11 protein-coding genes are annotated in these 15,139 nt (G+C 73.1%); 7 read left to right on the top strand and 4 right to left on the bottom strand.

All coding sequences use genetic code 11. From position 1 onward, the window contains the following. Window positions 1–289 precede the first annotated feature (289 nt). Complete coding sequence (locus tag ABZ893_RS05080; RefSeq protein ID WP_361397704.1) at window positions 290–1,075, top strand: pentapeptide repeat-containing protein; 786 nt, start codon at window positions 290–292, stop codon at window positions 1,073–1,075. A 193-nt stretch (window positions 1,076–1,268) separates the two neighbouring features. Here the strand turns inward: ABZ893_RS05080 and ABZ893_RS05075 are convergent, their stop codons facing one another. Next, window positions 1,269–3,332: a prolyl oligopeptidase family serine peptidase gene (locus ABZ893_RS05075; protein ID WP_361396925.1), complete on the bottom strand. Its 2,064-nt coding sequence runs from the start codon at window positions 3,330–3,332 to the stop codon at window positions 1,269–1,271. Between the two features lie 212 nt (window positions 3,333–3,544). Between ABZ893_RS05075 and cyc2 the strand changes: the two genes are divergently transcribed. After that, entirely contained in the window at window positions 3,545–5,764 is a 2,220-nt protein-coding gene (gene cyc2 / locus ABZ893_RS05070; RefSeq protein ID WP_361396922.1) for a germacradienol/geosmin synthase Cyc2, read from the top strand. Between the two features lie 92 nt (window positions 5,765–5,856). Then, entirely contained in the window at window positions 5,857–6,474 is a 618-nt protein-coding gene (locus tag ABZ893_RS05065; protein WP_361396919.1) for a PDZ domain-containing protein, read from the top strand. 7 nt (window positions 6,475–6,481) lie between these two features. On the opposite strand, the gene ABZ893_RS05060 is transcribed toward ABZ893_RS05065, so the two are convergent. Then, window positions 6,482–7,342, bottom strand: a complete 861-nt coding sequence (locus ABZ893_RS05060; RefSeq protein ID WP_361396917.1) for a metallophosphoesterase — start codon at window positions 7,340–7,342, stop codon at window positions 6,482–6,484. A gap of 206 nt (window positions 7,343–7,548) precedes the next feature. On the opposite strand from ABZ893_RS05060, the gene ABZ893_RS05055 reads away from it, so the two are divergent. Next, on the top strand, window positions 7,549–8,673 hold the full coding sequence (locus ABZ893_RS05055) for an aminopeptidase P family protein (RefSeq protein WP_361396914.1): 1,125 nt from the start codon (window positions 7,549–7,551) through the stop codon (window positions 8,671–8,673). Between the two features lie 3 nt (window positions 8,674–8,676). Next, entirely contained in the window at window positions 8,677–9,603 is a 927-nt protein-coding gene (locus ABZ893_RS05050; RefSeq protein ID WP_361396911.1) for an aminoglycoside phosphotransferase family protein, read from the top strand. Window positions 9,604–9,691: 88 nt separating this feature from the next. On the opposite strand, the gene treZ is transcribed toward ABZ893_RS05050, so the two are convergent. Further along, entirely contained in the window at window positions 9,692–11,482 is a 1,791-nt protein-coding gene (gene treZ, locus ABZ893_RS05045; protein ID WP_361396908.1) for a malto-oligosyltrehalose trehalohydrolase, read from the bottom strand. Window positions 11,483–11,733: 251 nt separating this feature from the next. Here treZ and ABZ893_RS05040 point away from each other — a divergent pair, with 251 nt between their 5' ends. After that, window positions 11,734–12,285: a DUF1707 and FHA domain-containing protein gene (locus ABZ893_RS05040; RefSeq protein WP_361396905.1), complete on the top strand. Its 552-nt coding sequence runs from the start codon at window positions 11,734–11,736 to the stop codon at window positions 12,283–12,285. 12 nt (window positions 12,286–12,297) lie between these two features. Here ABZ893_RS05040 and ABZ893_RS05035 read toward each other — a convergent pair whose 3' ends face one another. Next, window positions 12,298–13,575 (bottom strand): M14 family zinc carboxypeptidase, encoded by a 1,278-nt coding sequence (locus tag ABZ893_RS05035; protein WP_361396902.1) that lies wholly within the window; start codon window positions 13,573–13,575, stop codon window positions 12,298–12,300. 218 nt (window positions 13,576–13,793) lie between these two features. Here ABZ893_RS05035 and ABZ893_RS05030 point away from each other — a divergent pair, with 218 nt between their 5' ends. Beyond that, entirely contained in the window at window positions 13,794–15,125 is a 1,332-nt protein-coding gene (locus ABZ893_RS05030; protein ID WP_361396899.1) for a cytochrome P450, read from the top strand. The last annotated feature ends 14 nt before the right edge of the window (window positions 15,126–15,139 follow it).

The following is a 15,139-nucleotide window of genomic DNA, read 5'->3' as shown; positions in this document are numbered from 1 at the left end:
ACTCCTGTCGGGTCGGGGTCCGTACGGTCGCGTGGGCGTGAGCGGGTGTGCGCGCGCCCGCGCCTGCTCACGGTGGCGTGATGTCCCCGGGGCGCACAAGGGCGCGCGGTGGCATCAGGGACAATGAAAGTCCGACCCGGGCGCCGCCGCGAGGCCACGCCGGCCCGGCAGCCGCCACCGTTCGTCACGCAGGAGACCAGGCCCGTTGTCCCAGAAGCGCGAAACCCGACCCGAGCCGGCCGAGAGCCCCGACACCTCTCAGGAGGCCGGGCACCGCCGCCGTCTCGACCTGGTCGCCGACTGCGGGAACTGCTTCGGCCTGTGCTGTGTCGCGCTGCCTTTCGCCAAGTCCTCCGACTTCGCCGCGAACAAGGCCGCCGGCCAGCCGTGCCGCAACCTCCAGGACGACTTCCGCTGCGGCATCCACGCCACGCTCCGCGACAAGGGCTACCAGGGCTGCACGGTCTTCGACTGCTTCGGCGCCGGCCAGCAGGTGTCGCAGGTGACGTTCGGCGGCGAGGACTGGCGTACGTCCCGCGGCACCGCCCGCAAGATGTTCGACGTCTTCCCCGTCATGCGCCAACTGCACGAACTGCTCTGGTACTTGAACGAGGCCCTGGAGCACGAGCGGGCCCGCCCGGCGCACCAGGAGGTACGGCGCGCACTCGACGGGATCGAGGAACTCACCCGCGCCGACGCCGCCACCCTCGCCGCCGCCGACGTGCCCGCTCTGCGCGCCGACGTCAGCGAGACGCTTCTCAAGGTCAGCGAACTCGTCCGCGCGGCCGTGCCGGGCCGGAAGAAGAACCACCGGGGCGCCGACCTGATGGGCGCGCGCCTCAAAGGGGCCGACCTGCGGGGCGCCAACCTGCGCGGCGCCTATCTCATCGCCGCCGACCTGACCGGCGCCGACCTGCGCGAGGCCGACCTCATCGGCGCCGACTTCCGCGACGCACGCCTCGCGGGCGCCGACCTGACGGGCAGCCTCTTCCTCACCCAGGCCCAGGTCAACGCGGCCCGCGGTGACGCCACGACCCGCATCCCGGCGACGCTGAGCCGGCCGGCGCACTGGTAAGCGTCGGCGCCGCGGAGGCGGGCGACGCCGAGCCCTGCCACTGAGCCGGCCGGCGCACTGGTAAGCGTCGGCGCCGCGGAGGCGGGCGACGCCGAGCCCTGCCTCACCCCGAGCCGCCCCGCCTAGCGGCAGGCCCTTCGGTGAAGGGTCACCCGGGACCCGGACGGGTAAGCCCCCGCCTCCCCCGCCGAGTTCAGCGCGCCAGCGACTTCTTCAGAAAGTCCCGCTGGAACACCAGCAGGTTCTCCGCCACGTCCTCCCGCGTGACCATGTGGGTCGCGCCCGGCAGCGGAAGCACCTGGTGGCTGCGGCCCGCCGCGAGCAGCGCCGCCGAGAGGCGCAGCGTGTGCGCGACCGCCACGTTGTCGTCGGCGAGACCGTGCACCAGGAGCAGCGGCCTGGTGAGCCGGTGTGCGTCCGCGATCAGGGAGCAGCGGGCGTAGTTCTCCGGCTCCTCGTCGGGGTGGCCGAGATAGCGCTCCTTCCAGTGCGTGTCGTAGAGCCGCTGGTCGGTGGGCGCGGCGCCCGCCACCGCCGCGTGGAACACATCGGGCCTGCGCAGCACGGCGCCCGCCGCGAGGAACCCGCCGAACGACCAGCCGCGGATCGCGACCCGCGTCAGGTCCAGGTCGGGGAAGTCCGCAGCCGCCGCGTGCACCGCGTCGACCTGGTCGTCCAGGGCGTGGGTGAGGATGTCGCCGCGGATCGCCTTCTCCCACGCGGGCCCGCGCCCCGGACCGCCGCGCCCGTCCGTCACGAGGACCGCGAAGCCCTGCTCGGCGAACCACTGCGACACATGCGCGGGCCAGCCGAGGCCGCGTGTGGCGAGCTGCATCTGCTGGCCCCCGTACGGGTTGAGCAGTACGGGGAGCTCGGCGCTGCCCGGGGTGTGCCAGGACGGCAGGAACAGCTGGCTGCGCAACTCCCGCTCGCCGAGCCGCAGATGGACCGGGCGCGTGGGGACGACGGGACGCTCGACGAGGGAGGTGATGCTCCCGTCAGGCTCGCCCTTCTTCGTCACGTCGACGGACAGCCCGTCCTCCGTGCGGCTCACCAGGACCGTGGTGCCGCCGCCGGCGACCGCCGTGTGCACGCCGGGCGTCGTGGTCAGCCGGACGCACCCCGCGTCGGGGGACCAGGTCCACACATGGGTCTCGGTCGGCTCGCCCCCGCCCGTGAACAGCACCGACTCGCCCTCCGCGCCCAGCACTTCGCGTACCTGGAGGCCCACCGGAGTCACGGCTTCCCCGGCCACGGTCAGGCGGCGCGTGTCCTGCTCGTCGTGCGTGGTCACGAGCGCGCCGGACGCCGTACGGCACGGCGCGCCGGGCACCAGCTCGACCCAGGCCGCGTCGCGCTGCTCGTCCAGGACGCGGGTCGCGCCGGTCGCCGGGTCCACGGCCAGCGTGCGCAGCGTCCGCTGATCACGGCTCTGCACGGCGGCGAACGGGCCGTGCGCGTCCCACCCGGCCCTCGGGACGTACTCGAACGCCTCACGGTCCCAGTCGGCCTCGGCCCGTGAGCCGTCAAGGGACAGCACATGGAGCGACACGTCCGCGTTGGCGGTGCCCGCCGCCGGGTAACGCACCATGCGGGGTGGCGCCGACGGGTCGGCGGGGTCGGACAGGTACCACCGCTGAACCCGTGACGTGTCGACGCGCGCGGCCAGGACCGCGCTGCCGTCCGGCGCCCACCAGTGACCGCGCAGCCGGTCCATCGACTCCGAGGACGCGTGGTCGGTCAACCCGTAGGTGATGTCCGGGCCTTCGGGCGCCGCGAGCAGCCGGTCGTCACCGTCGAGCGTGACGACGTGCAGCGCGCCCCCGGTGACGTACGCGACCGACCGCCCGTCGGGCGAGAGGCGTGGATCCACTACGGGTCCCGCCGCCGGTACGGAGAAGGGGACCCCGTCGGCGACGCGCACGGCCCAGAGCGCTCCGGAGAGGGCGTACACGACGGTCCGGGCCTCGGCGTCGGCCGAGTACGAGACGAGCCCGACCGCACTCTCGCGCGCCCGCTCCCTGCGCACGCGCTCGGCGGCCGGCACGTCACCGCGCGCGGTGCGCGACACGTCCACGAGGACCCGCTCCGCACCGTCCTCGTGGACCCACAGGGCGCTCACCGGGTCCGCTCCGCCGCCCGTCCGCAGGAACAGGACGCGCGCACCGTCCGCCGACACCGTGAACCGGTTCGGCGCCCCCAGGGAGAAGCTGCGCGTGCGGGCGTACTGGCGCGGGAAGTCTCGGGCATCGTCCATACGGGCACTGTGACATGCCCCGCTGACGCTCCGTCGGGTGACGGGTGGGATGTGGCCAGGACCCGGTGAGTCGCCCGTAATGCGCGGAAACGTGGGGGGAGTGCGCACCCCCTTACCCCGTCCGCGCGATCTTCAGTCATCGGTTCACGCGATGGTGCGATCATGTGCACCCGCCCGGATGCCCGCGAATGATCACGGGTAGGGCCGGGCACATGACGCAGCCCTTCGAACTGCCGCACTTCTACATGCCTTATCAGGCGCGGCTCAATCCCCACGTCGACGAGGCGCGGGCCCACTCCACCGGGTGGGCCCGCGACATGGGAATGCTGGAGGGGTCGGGCGTCTGGGAACAGAGTGACCTGGACGCGCACGACTACGGACTGCTGTGCGCGTACACCCACCCGGACTGTGACGGGCCCGCCCTGTCGCTCATCACCGACTGGTACGTGTGGGTCTTCTTCTTCGACGACCACTTCCTCGAGACCTTCAAGCGGACGGCGGACCGCGAGGGCGGCAAGGCCTATCTGGACCGCCTGCCGCTGTTCATGCCGATGGACCTCGACACCCCCATGCCCGAGCCGCGGAACCCGGTGGAGGCGGGCCTCGCCGACCTCTGGACGCGCACCGTGCCCGCCATGTCGGTGGACTGGCGCAGACGGTTCGCCGAGTCGACCGAACACCTCCTCAACGAGTCGATGTGGGAGCTGTCCAACATCAACGAGGGACGGGTCTCCAACCCCGTCGAGTACATCGAGATGCGCCGCAAGGTGGGCGGCGCGCCCTGGTCGGCGGGGCTCGTCGAGTACGCGACCAAGGAGGTGCCCGCCTCCATCGCCAGATCACGGCCACTGCGCGTCCTCATGGAGACGTTCTCCGACGCCGTCCACCTGCGCAACGACCTGTTCTCGTACCAGCGCGAGGTCGAGGACGAGGGCGAACTCAGCAACGGCGTACTGGTCCTGGAGACCTTCTTCGGCTGTACGACGCAGCAGGCGGCCGAGGCCGTCAACGACATCCTCACCTCACGCATCCACCAGTTCGAGCACACCGCGCTCACCGAGGTGCCCGCCCTCGCCCTCGACAAGGGGCTCACGCCACCCGAGGTCGGCGCGGTCGCCGCGTACACCCAGGGCCTCCAGGACTGGCAGTCAGGCGGCCACGAATGGCACCTGCGCTCCAGCCGCTACATGAACCAGGGCGCGACCGCCTCCAGCCCGCTCGCCGGGCCGACCGGACTCGGCACGGGCTCCACCGACATCGGCGCCCTGCTCGCGGCCGCCGGAGCCGAACGGCTGCGCGCCTACACGCACGTACCGTTCCAGAAGGTCGGCCCCTCTCAACTGCCCGACTTCTACATGCCGTTCGGACTCAGGGTGAACCCCGGCCTCGACGAGACCCGCCGCCGCCTCACCCCGTGGGCGCACGCCATGGGCATTCTGGCGGAAGGCATCTGGGACGAGGACAAGCTCACCGCCTACGACCTGCCCCTGGGTGCGGCCGGCACCGACCCGGACGGCAGCCAGGAAGCCCTGGACCTGAGCGCTCAGTGGCTGGCCTGGGGGACGTACGCCGACGACTACTACCCGCTCGTCTTCGGCCACCGCCGTGACCTCGCGGCGGCGCGGGCGTGCACCGCGCGGCTGTCCGCGTGTATGCCGCTCGACGGGAGCCCGGTCCCGCCGCCGGTGAACGCGATGGAGCGCGGCCTCATCGACCTCTGGGCCCGTACGACCCGCAGCATGACGGCCGACCAGAAGCGCCGCTTCAAGGCGTCCGTCGACGTCATGACCGAGAGCTGGGTGTGGGAGCTGTCCAACCGGCTCCAGAACCGCGTCCCCGACCCCGTCGACTACCTGGAGATGCGCCGCGCCACGTTCGGCGCCGACCTCACCATGAGCCTGGGCCGCCTCGGCCACGCCCCCGCCGTCCCTCCCGAGGTGTACCGCAGCGGCCCGGTCCGCTCCTTGGAGAACGCGGCCGTCGACTACGCCATGCTCCTGAACGACGTGTTCTCGTACCAGAAGGAGATCGAGTACGAGGGGGAGATCCACAACGGGATCCTCGTCGTCCAGAACTTCTTCGGCTGCGACTACCCGACGGGCGTGCGCATCGTGAACGACCTCATGACGCAGCGGATGCAGCAGTTCGAGCATGTCGCCGCCCATGAGTTCCCGGTCCTGTACGACGACTTCAAGCTGTCGCCGCAGGCGCGGGCGGCCATGGACGCCTACGTCGTCGAGCTTCAGAACTGGACGGCCGGAATCCTCAATTGGCATCGCGAATGCCGCCGTTACGGTGCGGACGACCTGGCCCGGCGCGCGCACGGGTTCGTGCCCGGACGGCTGCCGAACCCGTTCACCGGGACGTCGGGGCTCGCGGGATTCACGGCGCCGTTGTGGGGTGCGATGGGGACGGTGGCGCCGGTGGGGTGATCGGATGGTGCGTTGGGTGCCTGTTCAGTCTCACTCGTTCGTGGATCGTCGTGTGGGGTGCGGCCGGGTAGGGCTGTGGCCGGAGGTGGGCCATGGAACAGACCGCGTTGCGCCCCAAGGCGATGCCCGGAGCTCCACGTAATGAGCAGGGTGTGGAGGACCGGGTGCCCGGACCGCGCCGCCGTCCGCACGCCGCGCGACGGCGGGGCAGGCGGCTTGTGACGTTGTCGCTCGGATTGCTGCTCGGGGCCGGGCTCGTCCTCTCGGGCGTCGGCCTCGGCACGGTCGGCGCGGCGGTCGTGGGGATGAGCAAGCTGGCGGAGATGCGGCAGCGGGCCGAGGCGGCGGAGGCGCGTCCTCCGTCGCCCCCGCCCACGTCGGAACACGCTTCCCCGCCGCCGCGGTCCACGGAACACGCGTCCCCGCCGCCGGACCGCCCCTTGCGGGCGGCGCTCGGCGTCGAGGCGGTGGACGCGCCCAAGGGCGAGGGCGCGCTGGTCGTCGGCGTCCACGTGCCCGGACCCGGCTACACGGCCGGACTCGTCCGTGGCGATGTACTGGTCGCCATCGGCGGGACACCCGTCGACTCGGCGAACGGCCTCGCCGGAGCAGTGGAGGCCGCGCCTCCGGGGCAGGAGGTCACGCTGACGGTCCTTCACGCGTCGGGCGCGCACCAGGTGCTGTCGGCGACGCCGGGAGTGGTGGTGTAGGCGCAGGTCAGACGACCCGGAAGTGGGTCGTCAGCCGGTGCTCGTCGTCGAGGATGTGGAACGCGAGCCCGACCGGAGCGTCACGGTCCGCGACCCCCTCGCCCTCCCAGGGCAGCCGCAACGTCCAGGTCACGCCGGGGCCGACCACGAGGGGACGCCCGGCGAACACGGTGGCGGCGGGGGTGTGGGCGTGGCCGGTGATGATTCCGGCGATCTGGGGCCGCCGCGCCATCAGGGCGGCGAGATCCCCGGGCCGCTGCAACTGGTAGGCATCGGGCAACGGGTGATGCAGGGCCACGGGCGGGTGGTGGAAGGCGAGGAGGACGGGGGCGGGGGCGCTCGCGCTTTCGCGGGCGCCCCCATCAAGGGTTCCCCGGGCGCCCCCATCAAGGGTTCCCCGGGCGCCCCCATCAAGGGTTCCCGCCTCGACATCAAGGGTCCCCGCCTCGATCCCGTCCAGCGTCGTCTCCAGCCACTCGTACGTCTCCCCGTCGAGCAGCCCCTCGTCGGCGCCCGGAATGCTGGAGTCGCACATCAGGACCCACGCGCCGCCCACCCGGTACGCGCGGTTGACCGGGCCTTCCGACGCCGGTTCACGCAGCAGCGCCTTGCGGTAGGGCGCGCGGCTGTCGTGGTTGCCGGGGCAGGGGAGCACGGGGAAGGGGAGGCCGAAGGTGTGCAGGCCGAGCAGTTCGGCGGCCTCCTCGTACTCCGGCTCCGCGCCGTGGTCGGCGATGTCGCCGGTGACCAGGAGCGCGTCCACGCGGCCGGGGAGCGCGCGCAGGTGGTCGACGACGCGGCGGGCGCGCTCCGTGGCGCGCGGGGTTCCGTCCAGGTGCAGGTCGCTGATCTGGGCCAGCACAAGCATGTTGGTACGTCCTCCGGAACAGGGGGTTAACGGATGATGCCGATCTAAGCATTAGTGGTAATGGTTGATCAATGCTTGGCCATTAGCAGGTGGGTGGGGCGGTTGCCGGAACTGACTCGCGTCAGGCCCGGCGTGCGGGCAGGATGCTGCCCGTACGTCCCGTTCGGATAAGCACTGTCCAGTTCGGCACACTCGGAGGACACCGGATGACCGCGACGCCACCGCCGTTCACGGCGGACGACTACAAGGCCCGCATGGAGCGCGCCGCCCGGTCCGCGGCCGAGGCGGGGCTCGCCGGCGTCCTGGTGGCCCCCGGCCCGGACATGGTCTGGCTCACCGGTTACGCGCCGACCGCCGACACCGAGCGCCTCACGATGCTCGTCCTCGCCCCGGGCCGGGACCCCGTACTCGTCGTCCCCACCCTGGAAGCGCCGGACGCAGCCGCGGCCGTGGGCGCCCCCGCCCTCACCCTGCGGGACTGGACCGACGGCAAGGACCCGTACGCGGTGACCGCGCCCCTCCTCGGCACCTCCGGGCGCTTCGGCATCAGTGACAACGCGTGGGCGATGCACCTGATCGGACTGCAGAAGACGCTTCCTGACACCTCGTACGCCTCCCTCACCGAGGCCCTGCCGATGCTGCGCGCCGTCAAGGACGCGGCCGAACTCGAACGGCTCGCGGCCGCCGGCGAGGCCGCCGACGCCACGTACGAGGAGATCAAGAAGGTGTCCTTCGCTGGGCGCCGCGAGACGGACGTCGCACACGATCTCGCCGATCTGCTACGGCAGTTCGGGCACTCGCAGGTCGACTTCACCGTCGTCGGATCCGGGCCGAACGGCGCCAACCCGCACCACGAGGCGGGCGAGCGCGTCATCGAGAACGGCGACATGGTCGTCCTCGACTTCGGCGGCCTCAAGCACGGTTACGGCTCCGACACCTCCCGCACCGTCCACGTCGGCGAGCCGACCGACGAGGAGCGCCGCGTCCACGACCTCGTGAAGCAGGCGCAGGCGGCCGGCTGCGAGGCGGTGCAGCCGGGCATCGCCTGCCAGGAGATCGACCGGGCGGCGCGCGCGGTCATCGACGAGGGCGGGTACGGCAAGTACTTCATCCACCGCACCGGCCACGGCATCGGCGTCACCACCCACGAACCGCCCTACATGATCGAGGGCGAGGAACAGCCGCTGGTCCCCGGAATGTGCTTCTCCGTGGAACCCGGCATCTACCTGCCGGGCCGTTTCGGCGTACGGATCGAGGACATCGTGACGGTCACCGAGGGCGGCGGGCGACGGCTGAACAGCACGTCGCGGGACATGGCGATCGTGAGCTAGGCCATGTCCGAGACCCCCCGGCCCAGCCAGGACACCGTACGCAGACTGCTCGCCGCCCTCCTGCCCGACGGCGGCGCGCTCGACGTGGCGCCCGTCATCGAGGGCGGCGACCACGCCACATGGTGGGCGGGCACCCGCTACGTGGTGCGCTTCGCCCTCGACGCGTCCTCGTCCGCCCGGATGCGCCGCGAGATCAGGCTCCGTGACCTCGTGCGCCAGCACGTCGGCGTCGCCGTGCCGGCCAGCCTCGCGTCCGGAGAGTGGACGAGCGGTCTCATGTACACGCTCGACACACGGCTCCAGGGCGTCTCGGGCGAGGCCGTCGACGTGACCGCGGCCGGCGAGGAGGATCTCGCCGGGCTGCTCGGCGGCCTCCGCGCGGTGCCCGCCGTCCGCGCCGAGAGCCTCGGCCTGCGCCGGGTGCCGCCGCGCTCCCTCGAAGTGCTGCGCAGGGAAGCGGCGCGCGCGGCCGAACGCCTCGGCGTGGAGGGCGAGTTCGAGCCCGCCCGGCTCGCGCAGCTGACCGCGCACGCCACCGCGCAGCTCGCCCCGCAGCCCGGCGCCGTCGTCGTCCACCACGACCTCAAGGGCGAGCACCTGACGGTGACGCCCGACGGCCGGGTGCGCGGCGCCCTCGACTGGGCCGACGCCGTCATCGGCGACCCGGCCGAGGACATCGCGGGCCTCAGCATCTCCGTCGGCGCCCGCGCGGCCGTCCGCGCGGCGACCCTCGCCGGTTACGGCGCCCGCGCCACCCTCCGCGGCCTGTGGCTCGCGCGCTGCGACACCCTCGTACGCCTCTCCGCACGGCTCCAGGGCGCGGACGACAGCCCCCTGCCGCTCCTGCGCATCCAGCTGGAGCGGGCGTGGGAGGCGATCCTCCTGGAACTCGTGACGGAGTTCTCCGACAAGGACCCGGACGCCGACTGACCGACGGGTACCGGGGCGCCGACTGAGTGACGGGGCCCCGGTCGCCGACTGGCCGGCCCCGGCCGATGGGCCTGCCCCAGGAACAGGCTCAGGGGCCGACCAGCACCGCGCAGGACTCCGGGGGGACGGTCAGCAGGCCGTCCTCGCCCGGCAGTCCGACCGGTTCCCACGCGGCGACCACCCGGTACGTGCCGCGCCCCACCGGCACCGCCGCCGGCGCGTCCGACAGGTTCACCGCCACCCGCAGATCACCCCGCCGGTACGCGATCCAGCGTGCCGCCTCGTCGTACGCCACCCGCACCGCCGCGAGGTCGGAGTCCGTCAGGTCGGCGCGGTCGCGGCGCAGGGCGATCAGCTCGCGGTACCAGGACAGCACGCGCGCGTGGGCGCCGCTCGCGGCCTCCGACCAGTCCAGACAGGAGCGCTCGCGCGTGGCCGGGTCCTGCGGGTCGGGGATGTCACCCTCGGCCCACCCGTGCGACGCGAACTCCCGCCGCCTGCCCTTGCGCACGGCGTCCGCGAGCTCCGGGTCGGTGTGGTCGGTGAAGAACTGCCACGGCGTGGACGCGGCCCATTCCTCGCCCATGAACAGCATCGGCGTGAACGGCCCGGTCAGGACGAGCGCCGCCGCGCACGCGAGGAGCCCGGGGGAGCAGATCGCGGAGAGCCGGTCGCCCTGAGCACGGTTGCCGACCTGGTCGTGGGTCTGGGTGTAGCCGAGGAGCCGGTGCGCGGGCGTGTGGCTGCGGTCGATCGGGCGCCCGTGATGGCGGCCCCGGAACGAGGAGTACGTGCCGTCGTGGAAGTAGCCCCGGGTCAGCGTCTTGGCGAGGGCCGCCATCGGCGCCGCCGCGAAGTCCGCGTAGTAGCCCTGCGACTCGCCCGTCACCGCCGTGTGCACGGAGTGGTGCAAGTCGTCGCTCCACTGCGCGTGGATCCCGAGGCCGCCGTGGACACGCGGGGTGATCAGGCGCGGGTCGCCGAGGTCCGACTCGCCGACCACGAACAACGGCCTGCCCTGCTCCTCGCCCAGCGTGTCCACCGCCGCCGACAGCTCCTCCAGGAAGTGCACCGCGCGCGTGTCCCGCAGCGCGTGCACCGCGTCCAGGCGGAGCCCGTCGATCCGGTAGTCGCGCAGCCAGGCGAGCGCGCTGCCGACGAGGAACGCGCGCACCTCGTCGGAACCGGCAGCGTCGAGGTTGATCGCGGCGCCCCAGGGCGTGTGGTGGGAGTCGGTGAAGTACGGCCCGAACGCGGGCAGATGGTTGCCCGAGGGGCCCAAGTGGTTGTGGACCACGTCCAGGACGACGCCGAGCCCCAGCCCGTGCGCCATGTCGACAAACCGCTTCAGCGCCTCCGGGCCCCCGTACGGCTCGTGCACGGCCCACGGGCTGACGCCCTCGTACCCCCAGCCGTGCTTGCCGGGGAACGGGCACACCGGCATCAGTTCCACATGCGTGACGCCCAACTCGACCAGGTGGCCCAGGCGTTCGGCGGCGGCGTCGAGCGTGCCCTCGCGCGTGAACGTCCCCACGTGCAGCTCGTACAGGATCGCGCCCGGGAGCCCGCGCTCCGGGCCCGAGGGCGAGCGCCACTGGTACCGCGCGTGGTCGACGACCGCGCTCAGGCCGTCCGGTCCCTCCGGCTGGCGGCGTGAGCGGGGGTCGGGGAGCACCGGTCCGTCGTCGAGCGCGAATCCGTACCGCGAGCCGTCCACGGCGTCGGCGTCACCCGCCCACCACCCCTCGCGCACCGGGTCGCGCCGCAACGCGCTCGTGGAGCCATCGCAATGGAGCGTGACCCGGTCTGCCTGTGGTGCCCACACCTCGAACCGCACGGACCGTTCCCCCTTGTCTGCCGACAGTGACGACCCGTCCATCCTGCTTCAGCGGAGATCGATCCGCTGGGATTCGGGGTGGGCCGCGCACATTCCTCGCCGGATCAGACGCACGCTCGACGCACGGACGGGCCCTCGGACAGCTCGTTCTCCGGCGTCCACCAGCGGCGCGACCCGTCCGTCAGGAGCCCCGCGCCCGCGGCCCCTGTCCTCGCTGGTCACGGCGGTGCGCGGGAGGGGGGAAGTTCGTCGTTTCCTGGACACCCCGGCCGTGCTGCCGGACAATCACGAACGTGACCTCCTCGTACGAGCACCACACGTACCCCGCGCGGCTGTCCGACGCCGAGCGCGACAGGGCGCTGCGGGAGCTCCGGGAGGGCGCCGCCCAGGGAAGGCTCTCGCACGACACGTTCGTACGGCGCATGGAGCTGGCCCTCGCAGCCCGCAGGTCCGACGAACTGGCCGCGCTCACCGCCGATCTGCACACCGAGGGCCGCTGGTCACGGGTCGTCTTCGGCTCCGTCGCCGCGGTCTCGGGCTTCACGGTACGGCTGCGCGGGGCGTGGCAGCGCGAGCGGCTCCCGAAGCTGCAACTGCCGCCGCCGGGCAACCCGTATCCGCTCCGCATCGGCCGCGACCCGGCGAACGGGCTCCGCCTCAGCCACGAGACGGTCTCCCGCGTGCACGCGGAACTCAGTCTGCAGGGCGGCATGTGGGTGCTGCGTGACCTCGGTTCGACGAACGGCACGTCCGTCAACGGGCGGCGCGTGGTCGGCGCCGCCGTCGTCCAGGACGGCGACCAGGTCGGCTTCGGGCGCATGTCGTTCCGGATCACCGCAAGCTGACTCCCGCTGTTCCTACGGGAGTTCGGTCACCCGCGCGTGCCGCACGGCCGCGAGCGTCGTCCGCGCCTGGTGCTCGACCTGGTGCTCAAGCGGCACCCACCGCGCCCTGAACCGCTCGGCGAACGCGTCGCACCACAGCGCCACCAACTGCTCCAGGGCGGCAGCCTGCGGAGCGTCCGCTTCCTCCAGGACCCGCAGCAGCATCGCGGCCGCCCGCAGCGGCAGCCGCCTGCTGAACGCGTCGATGCTCCCCACGTACGCCATCGTGGCGTCCGGCGGCGGCGGTTGCAGCCAGTCGGCGGCGAGCCCCGGGACCAGCGCGAGCGCCCAACGCGCCGCCCGCAACAGCGGCCCGGCCTCCTCGGGAAGCCAGGGCTGCGCCTTGTGGAGGATGTCCTCCACCCGGAGCGCGTCCAGCCTCAACCGGTGGGCCAGGCGCCGCAGTTCGAGTCCGGGAGTGGGGTGCGGCGCCGGGTCGTCCACGAGGTCGCTCGCCCACATCGGGACCTCGATGATCGCGGTACTGCCGCCATAGCGGTGGGCGTGGTGCCAGGTGCTGTGCCGGGCGTCGTCGGGCAGGCTCGGGAACGCGGCCTCCGCGCCGGGTGCCGGCATCACATGGACGCCCGGCCCGGTCGCGGGCCAGCCCGCCGCGTCCGCCGCGCCCGTCTCCACCGGGATGTGCAGCTCCGCCGCCGACTTGGCGAACGGCTCGGCGAGCCCCGGTATGTCCCGCGTCAACTGCACCCAGCTGCCGCCCAGATCGGTCCCGTGCAGCGTCACCTGGAGGAACGGCCGCAGCTCGTCGATGACCCCGGTCAGGGCGCGCGTCTCGGGTGGCAGCCGGTCCGGTGGCAGCTCGGACGGCGACCACTCGGGCTGTTCGGGACCGGCCGGGCGGAAGAAGCGCCGGTGGTAGTCGAGCAGGGTGCGGGGCGCCGGGGTGCGGTGCAGATCGGCGCCGTCCGGGTCCGCGCACAGCAGGAAGTGCCAGGAGTGGTCGGTACGCAACTCCGGTTCCTGTACGGCGCGTTCGGCGAGGCGCCGCAGGGTGGCGCCGCCCACGGGTTCGTTCGCGTGGGCTCCCGCGACCACCAGTACCGAGGGGCGCGCCTCGCCCACGGAGAGCAGGTGCAGGGGTCTGCCCGCGCGTGAGGTTCCGACCTGGCGCAGTACGCACAGACCGGGACGCCGGGCCGCCAGCTCCCGCGCTGACTGGGTCAATTCGGTCACATTCGGGTAGCGCTGCTCCGTCAGACTCACCCCCCGTTGGTGCTCCCCGCGTCGCATCCGCAGTACCCCACGCTGCGCGGCACGTGTCAAGAAGGCGGCGGGGGCGGGTGCGGCGGGGTGCTGCGCGGGGGCTTGGCGGGTGCTTCGCGGGTGCTTGGCGGGGGTCGCTCACCCGTACGGGCGTCCGAGGACTGCGGGGGTTCGTACTCGGTGGTCCCCTGGGAGGAATCGCGCGCCGCCCGGCGCGCACCGGCACAAGGGCTGGGGGCACGGCGATGCGCGTTGCTCCGGATGCGTGGGGCTCCGCCGGGTTCACGGGGGCGGCGGCGCGGGAGCCCGAGGCGTCGTGCCCGTTCGCGCCGAGCGGTGACGCGGATGTGGCGGGGGCGGATGTGATCGGCGGAGGCGGGACAGGTGCCGGGGCGGCCGGAGCCGGTGCGACCGGCGGCTGCACCCCTGCCGGACTCCGCCCCGCCGCTTCCCGGGCCACCGTCCTCCCGCGACTCGAAGGGCCCCTGCCGCCCAGCCTCCGTTCACCTGACATAGCCCGCGACCCCTACCCCCTGTACCGGACGCTCAGGACCTCGCACCCCTTCCACTACGACGAGGCCTTCGGCGCGTGGCTGATCAGCCGGCACGAGGATGTACGGGCGGCGCTCGGTGACCCGCGGCTCATCGCGCCGGTCCAGGGGAGCGCGCCCCTGGAGGACCGCACGCACGCCGCGCACCGGGCGCTGCTCTCGCCGGCGCTGCGCGGGCGGGCGCTGGCCGCGCTACGGGCCGGGGTGGAGCGGGCGGCGTTCGTACTCGCGCGACGCCTGGCCGACCGCCAAGAGGCCGACCTCGTCACCGAGTTCTGCCACTGGCTGCCGGCCGTGGCGGCGGTGAGCGCGCTCGGGCTGCCGCACGAGGACACCGCGCGCGTGCGGGAGTGGTGCCGCGACGGCCTCACCCACCTCGGCGGCGGACACGGTGACCTCGACGTCTTCTTGCGCCCGCACGTGGCTCGCCGTCGCGCACGTCCGGGAGCCGACCTGCTGTCCGTCCTGTGCACGGCACGCGCCGACGGCCGCCCCTTGCCGGACGAGACGGTCGTGGGGATGGCCGGAACGCTGCTCGGCGCCGGAGGCGAGGCCACCCATCTCGCCCTCGCGTCGTTCCTCGCCAACCTCCTTGACCATCCAACCCAGTTGAGGCTCGTACGGGAACGTCCCGCGCTGATTCCGGGGGCCTGGGCGGAGTCCCTGCGCCGCGACCCCGCTGTGCACATCGTGATGCGCCGCGCTCTGGTCCCCGTGGTCACGGCAGCGGGCACGATCCCGGCGGGCGCCGACGTCGCCTGCCTCATAGGTTCCGCGGGCCGCGACCCGGTCCGCTTCGCCGCCCCCGACCACTACGAAGTCCTGCGCCCCGCACCGGGCCGACTCGCCTTCGGCACGGGCCGCCACCGCTGCCTGGGCATACAACTGGCCCGCCTCACCGCGGAGTGCGCCCTGCACGCCGTCCTGGAAGCGCTGCCCCGCCTACGCTGGACCCCCGCCGGCCGACCCGAGTCAGAGGGCCTGACCACACGCGGCCCTAAGACGCTTCCGGTTCTTCTGGGCTGAGGGGCGCACGGACG

It is taken from the genome of Streptomyces sp. NPDC046821 (assembly GCF_040645335.1).
GTDB lineage: Bacteria > Actinomycetota > Actinomycetes > Streptomycetales > Streptomycetaceae > Streptomyces.
This window is presented reverse-complemented; position numbering and strand designations above follow the sequence as displayed.

Excerpts from the sequence above, each read along its gene's own strand:
- ABZ893_RS05030 (WP_361396899.1), top strand. The coding sequence starts at position 13,794 with ATGCGCGTTGCTCCGGATGCGTGGGGCTCCGCCGGGTTCACGGGGGCG.
- ABZ893_RS05060 (WP_361396917.1), bottom strand. The coding sequence starts at position 7,342 with ATGCTTGTGCTGGCCCAGATCAGCGACCTGCACCTGGACGGAACCCCG.
- ABZ893_RS05050 (WP_361396911.1), top strand. The coding sequence starts at position 8,677 with ATGTCCGAGACCCCCCGGCCCAGCCAGGACACCGTACGCAGACTGCTC.
- ABZ893_RS05055 (WP_361396914.1), top strand. The coding sequence starts at position 7,549 with ATGACCGCGACGCCACCGCCGTTCACGGCGGACGACTACAAGGCCCGC.
- ABZ893_RS05065 (WP_361396919.1), top strand. The coding sequence starts at position 5,857 with ATGGAACAGACCGCGTTGCGCCCCAAGGCGATGCCCGGAGCTCCACGT.
- ABZ893_RS05035 (WP_361396902.1), bottom strand. The coding sequence starts at position 13,575 with ATGCGACGCGGGGAGCACCAACGGGGGGTGAGTCTGACGGAGCAGCGC.
- ABZ893_RS05075 (WP_361396925.1), bottom strand. The coding sequence starts at position 3,332 with ATGGACGATGCCCGAGACTTCCCGCGCCAGTACGCCCGCACGCGCAGC.
- treZ (WP_361396908.1), bottom strand. The coding sequence starts at position 11,482 with ATGGACGGGTCGTCACTGTCGGCAGACAAGGGGGAACGGTCCGTGCGG.
- cyc2 (WP_361396922.1), top strand. The coding sequence starts at position 3,545 with ATGACGCAGCCCTTCGAACTGCCGCACTTCTACATGCCTTATCAGGCG.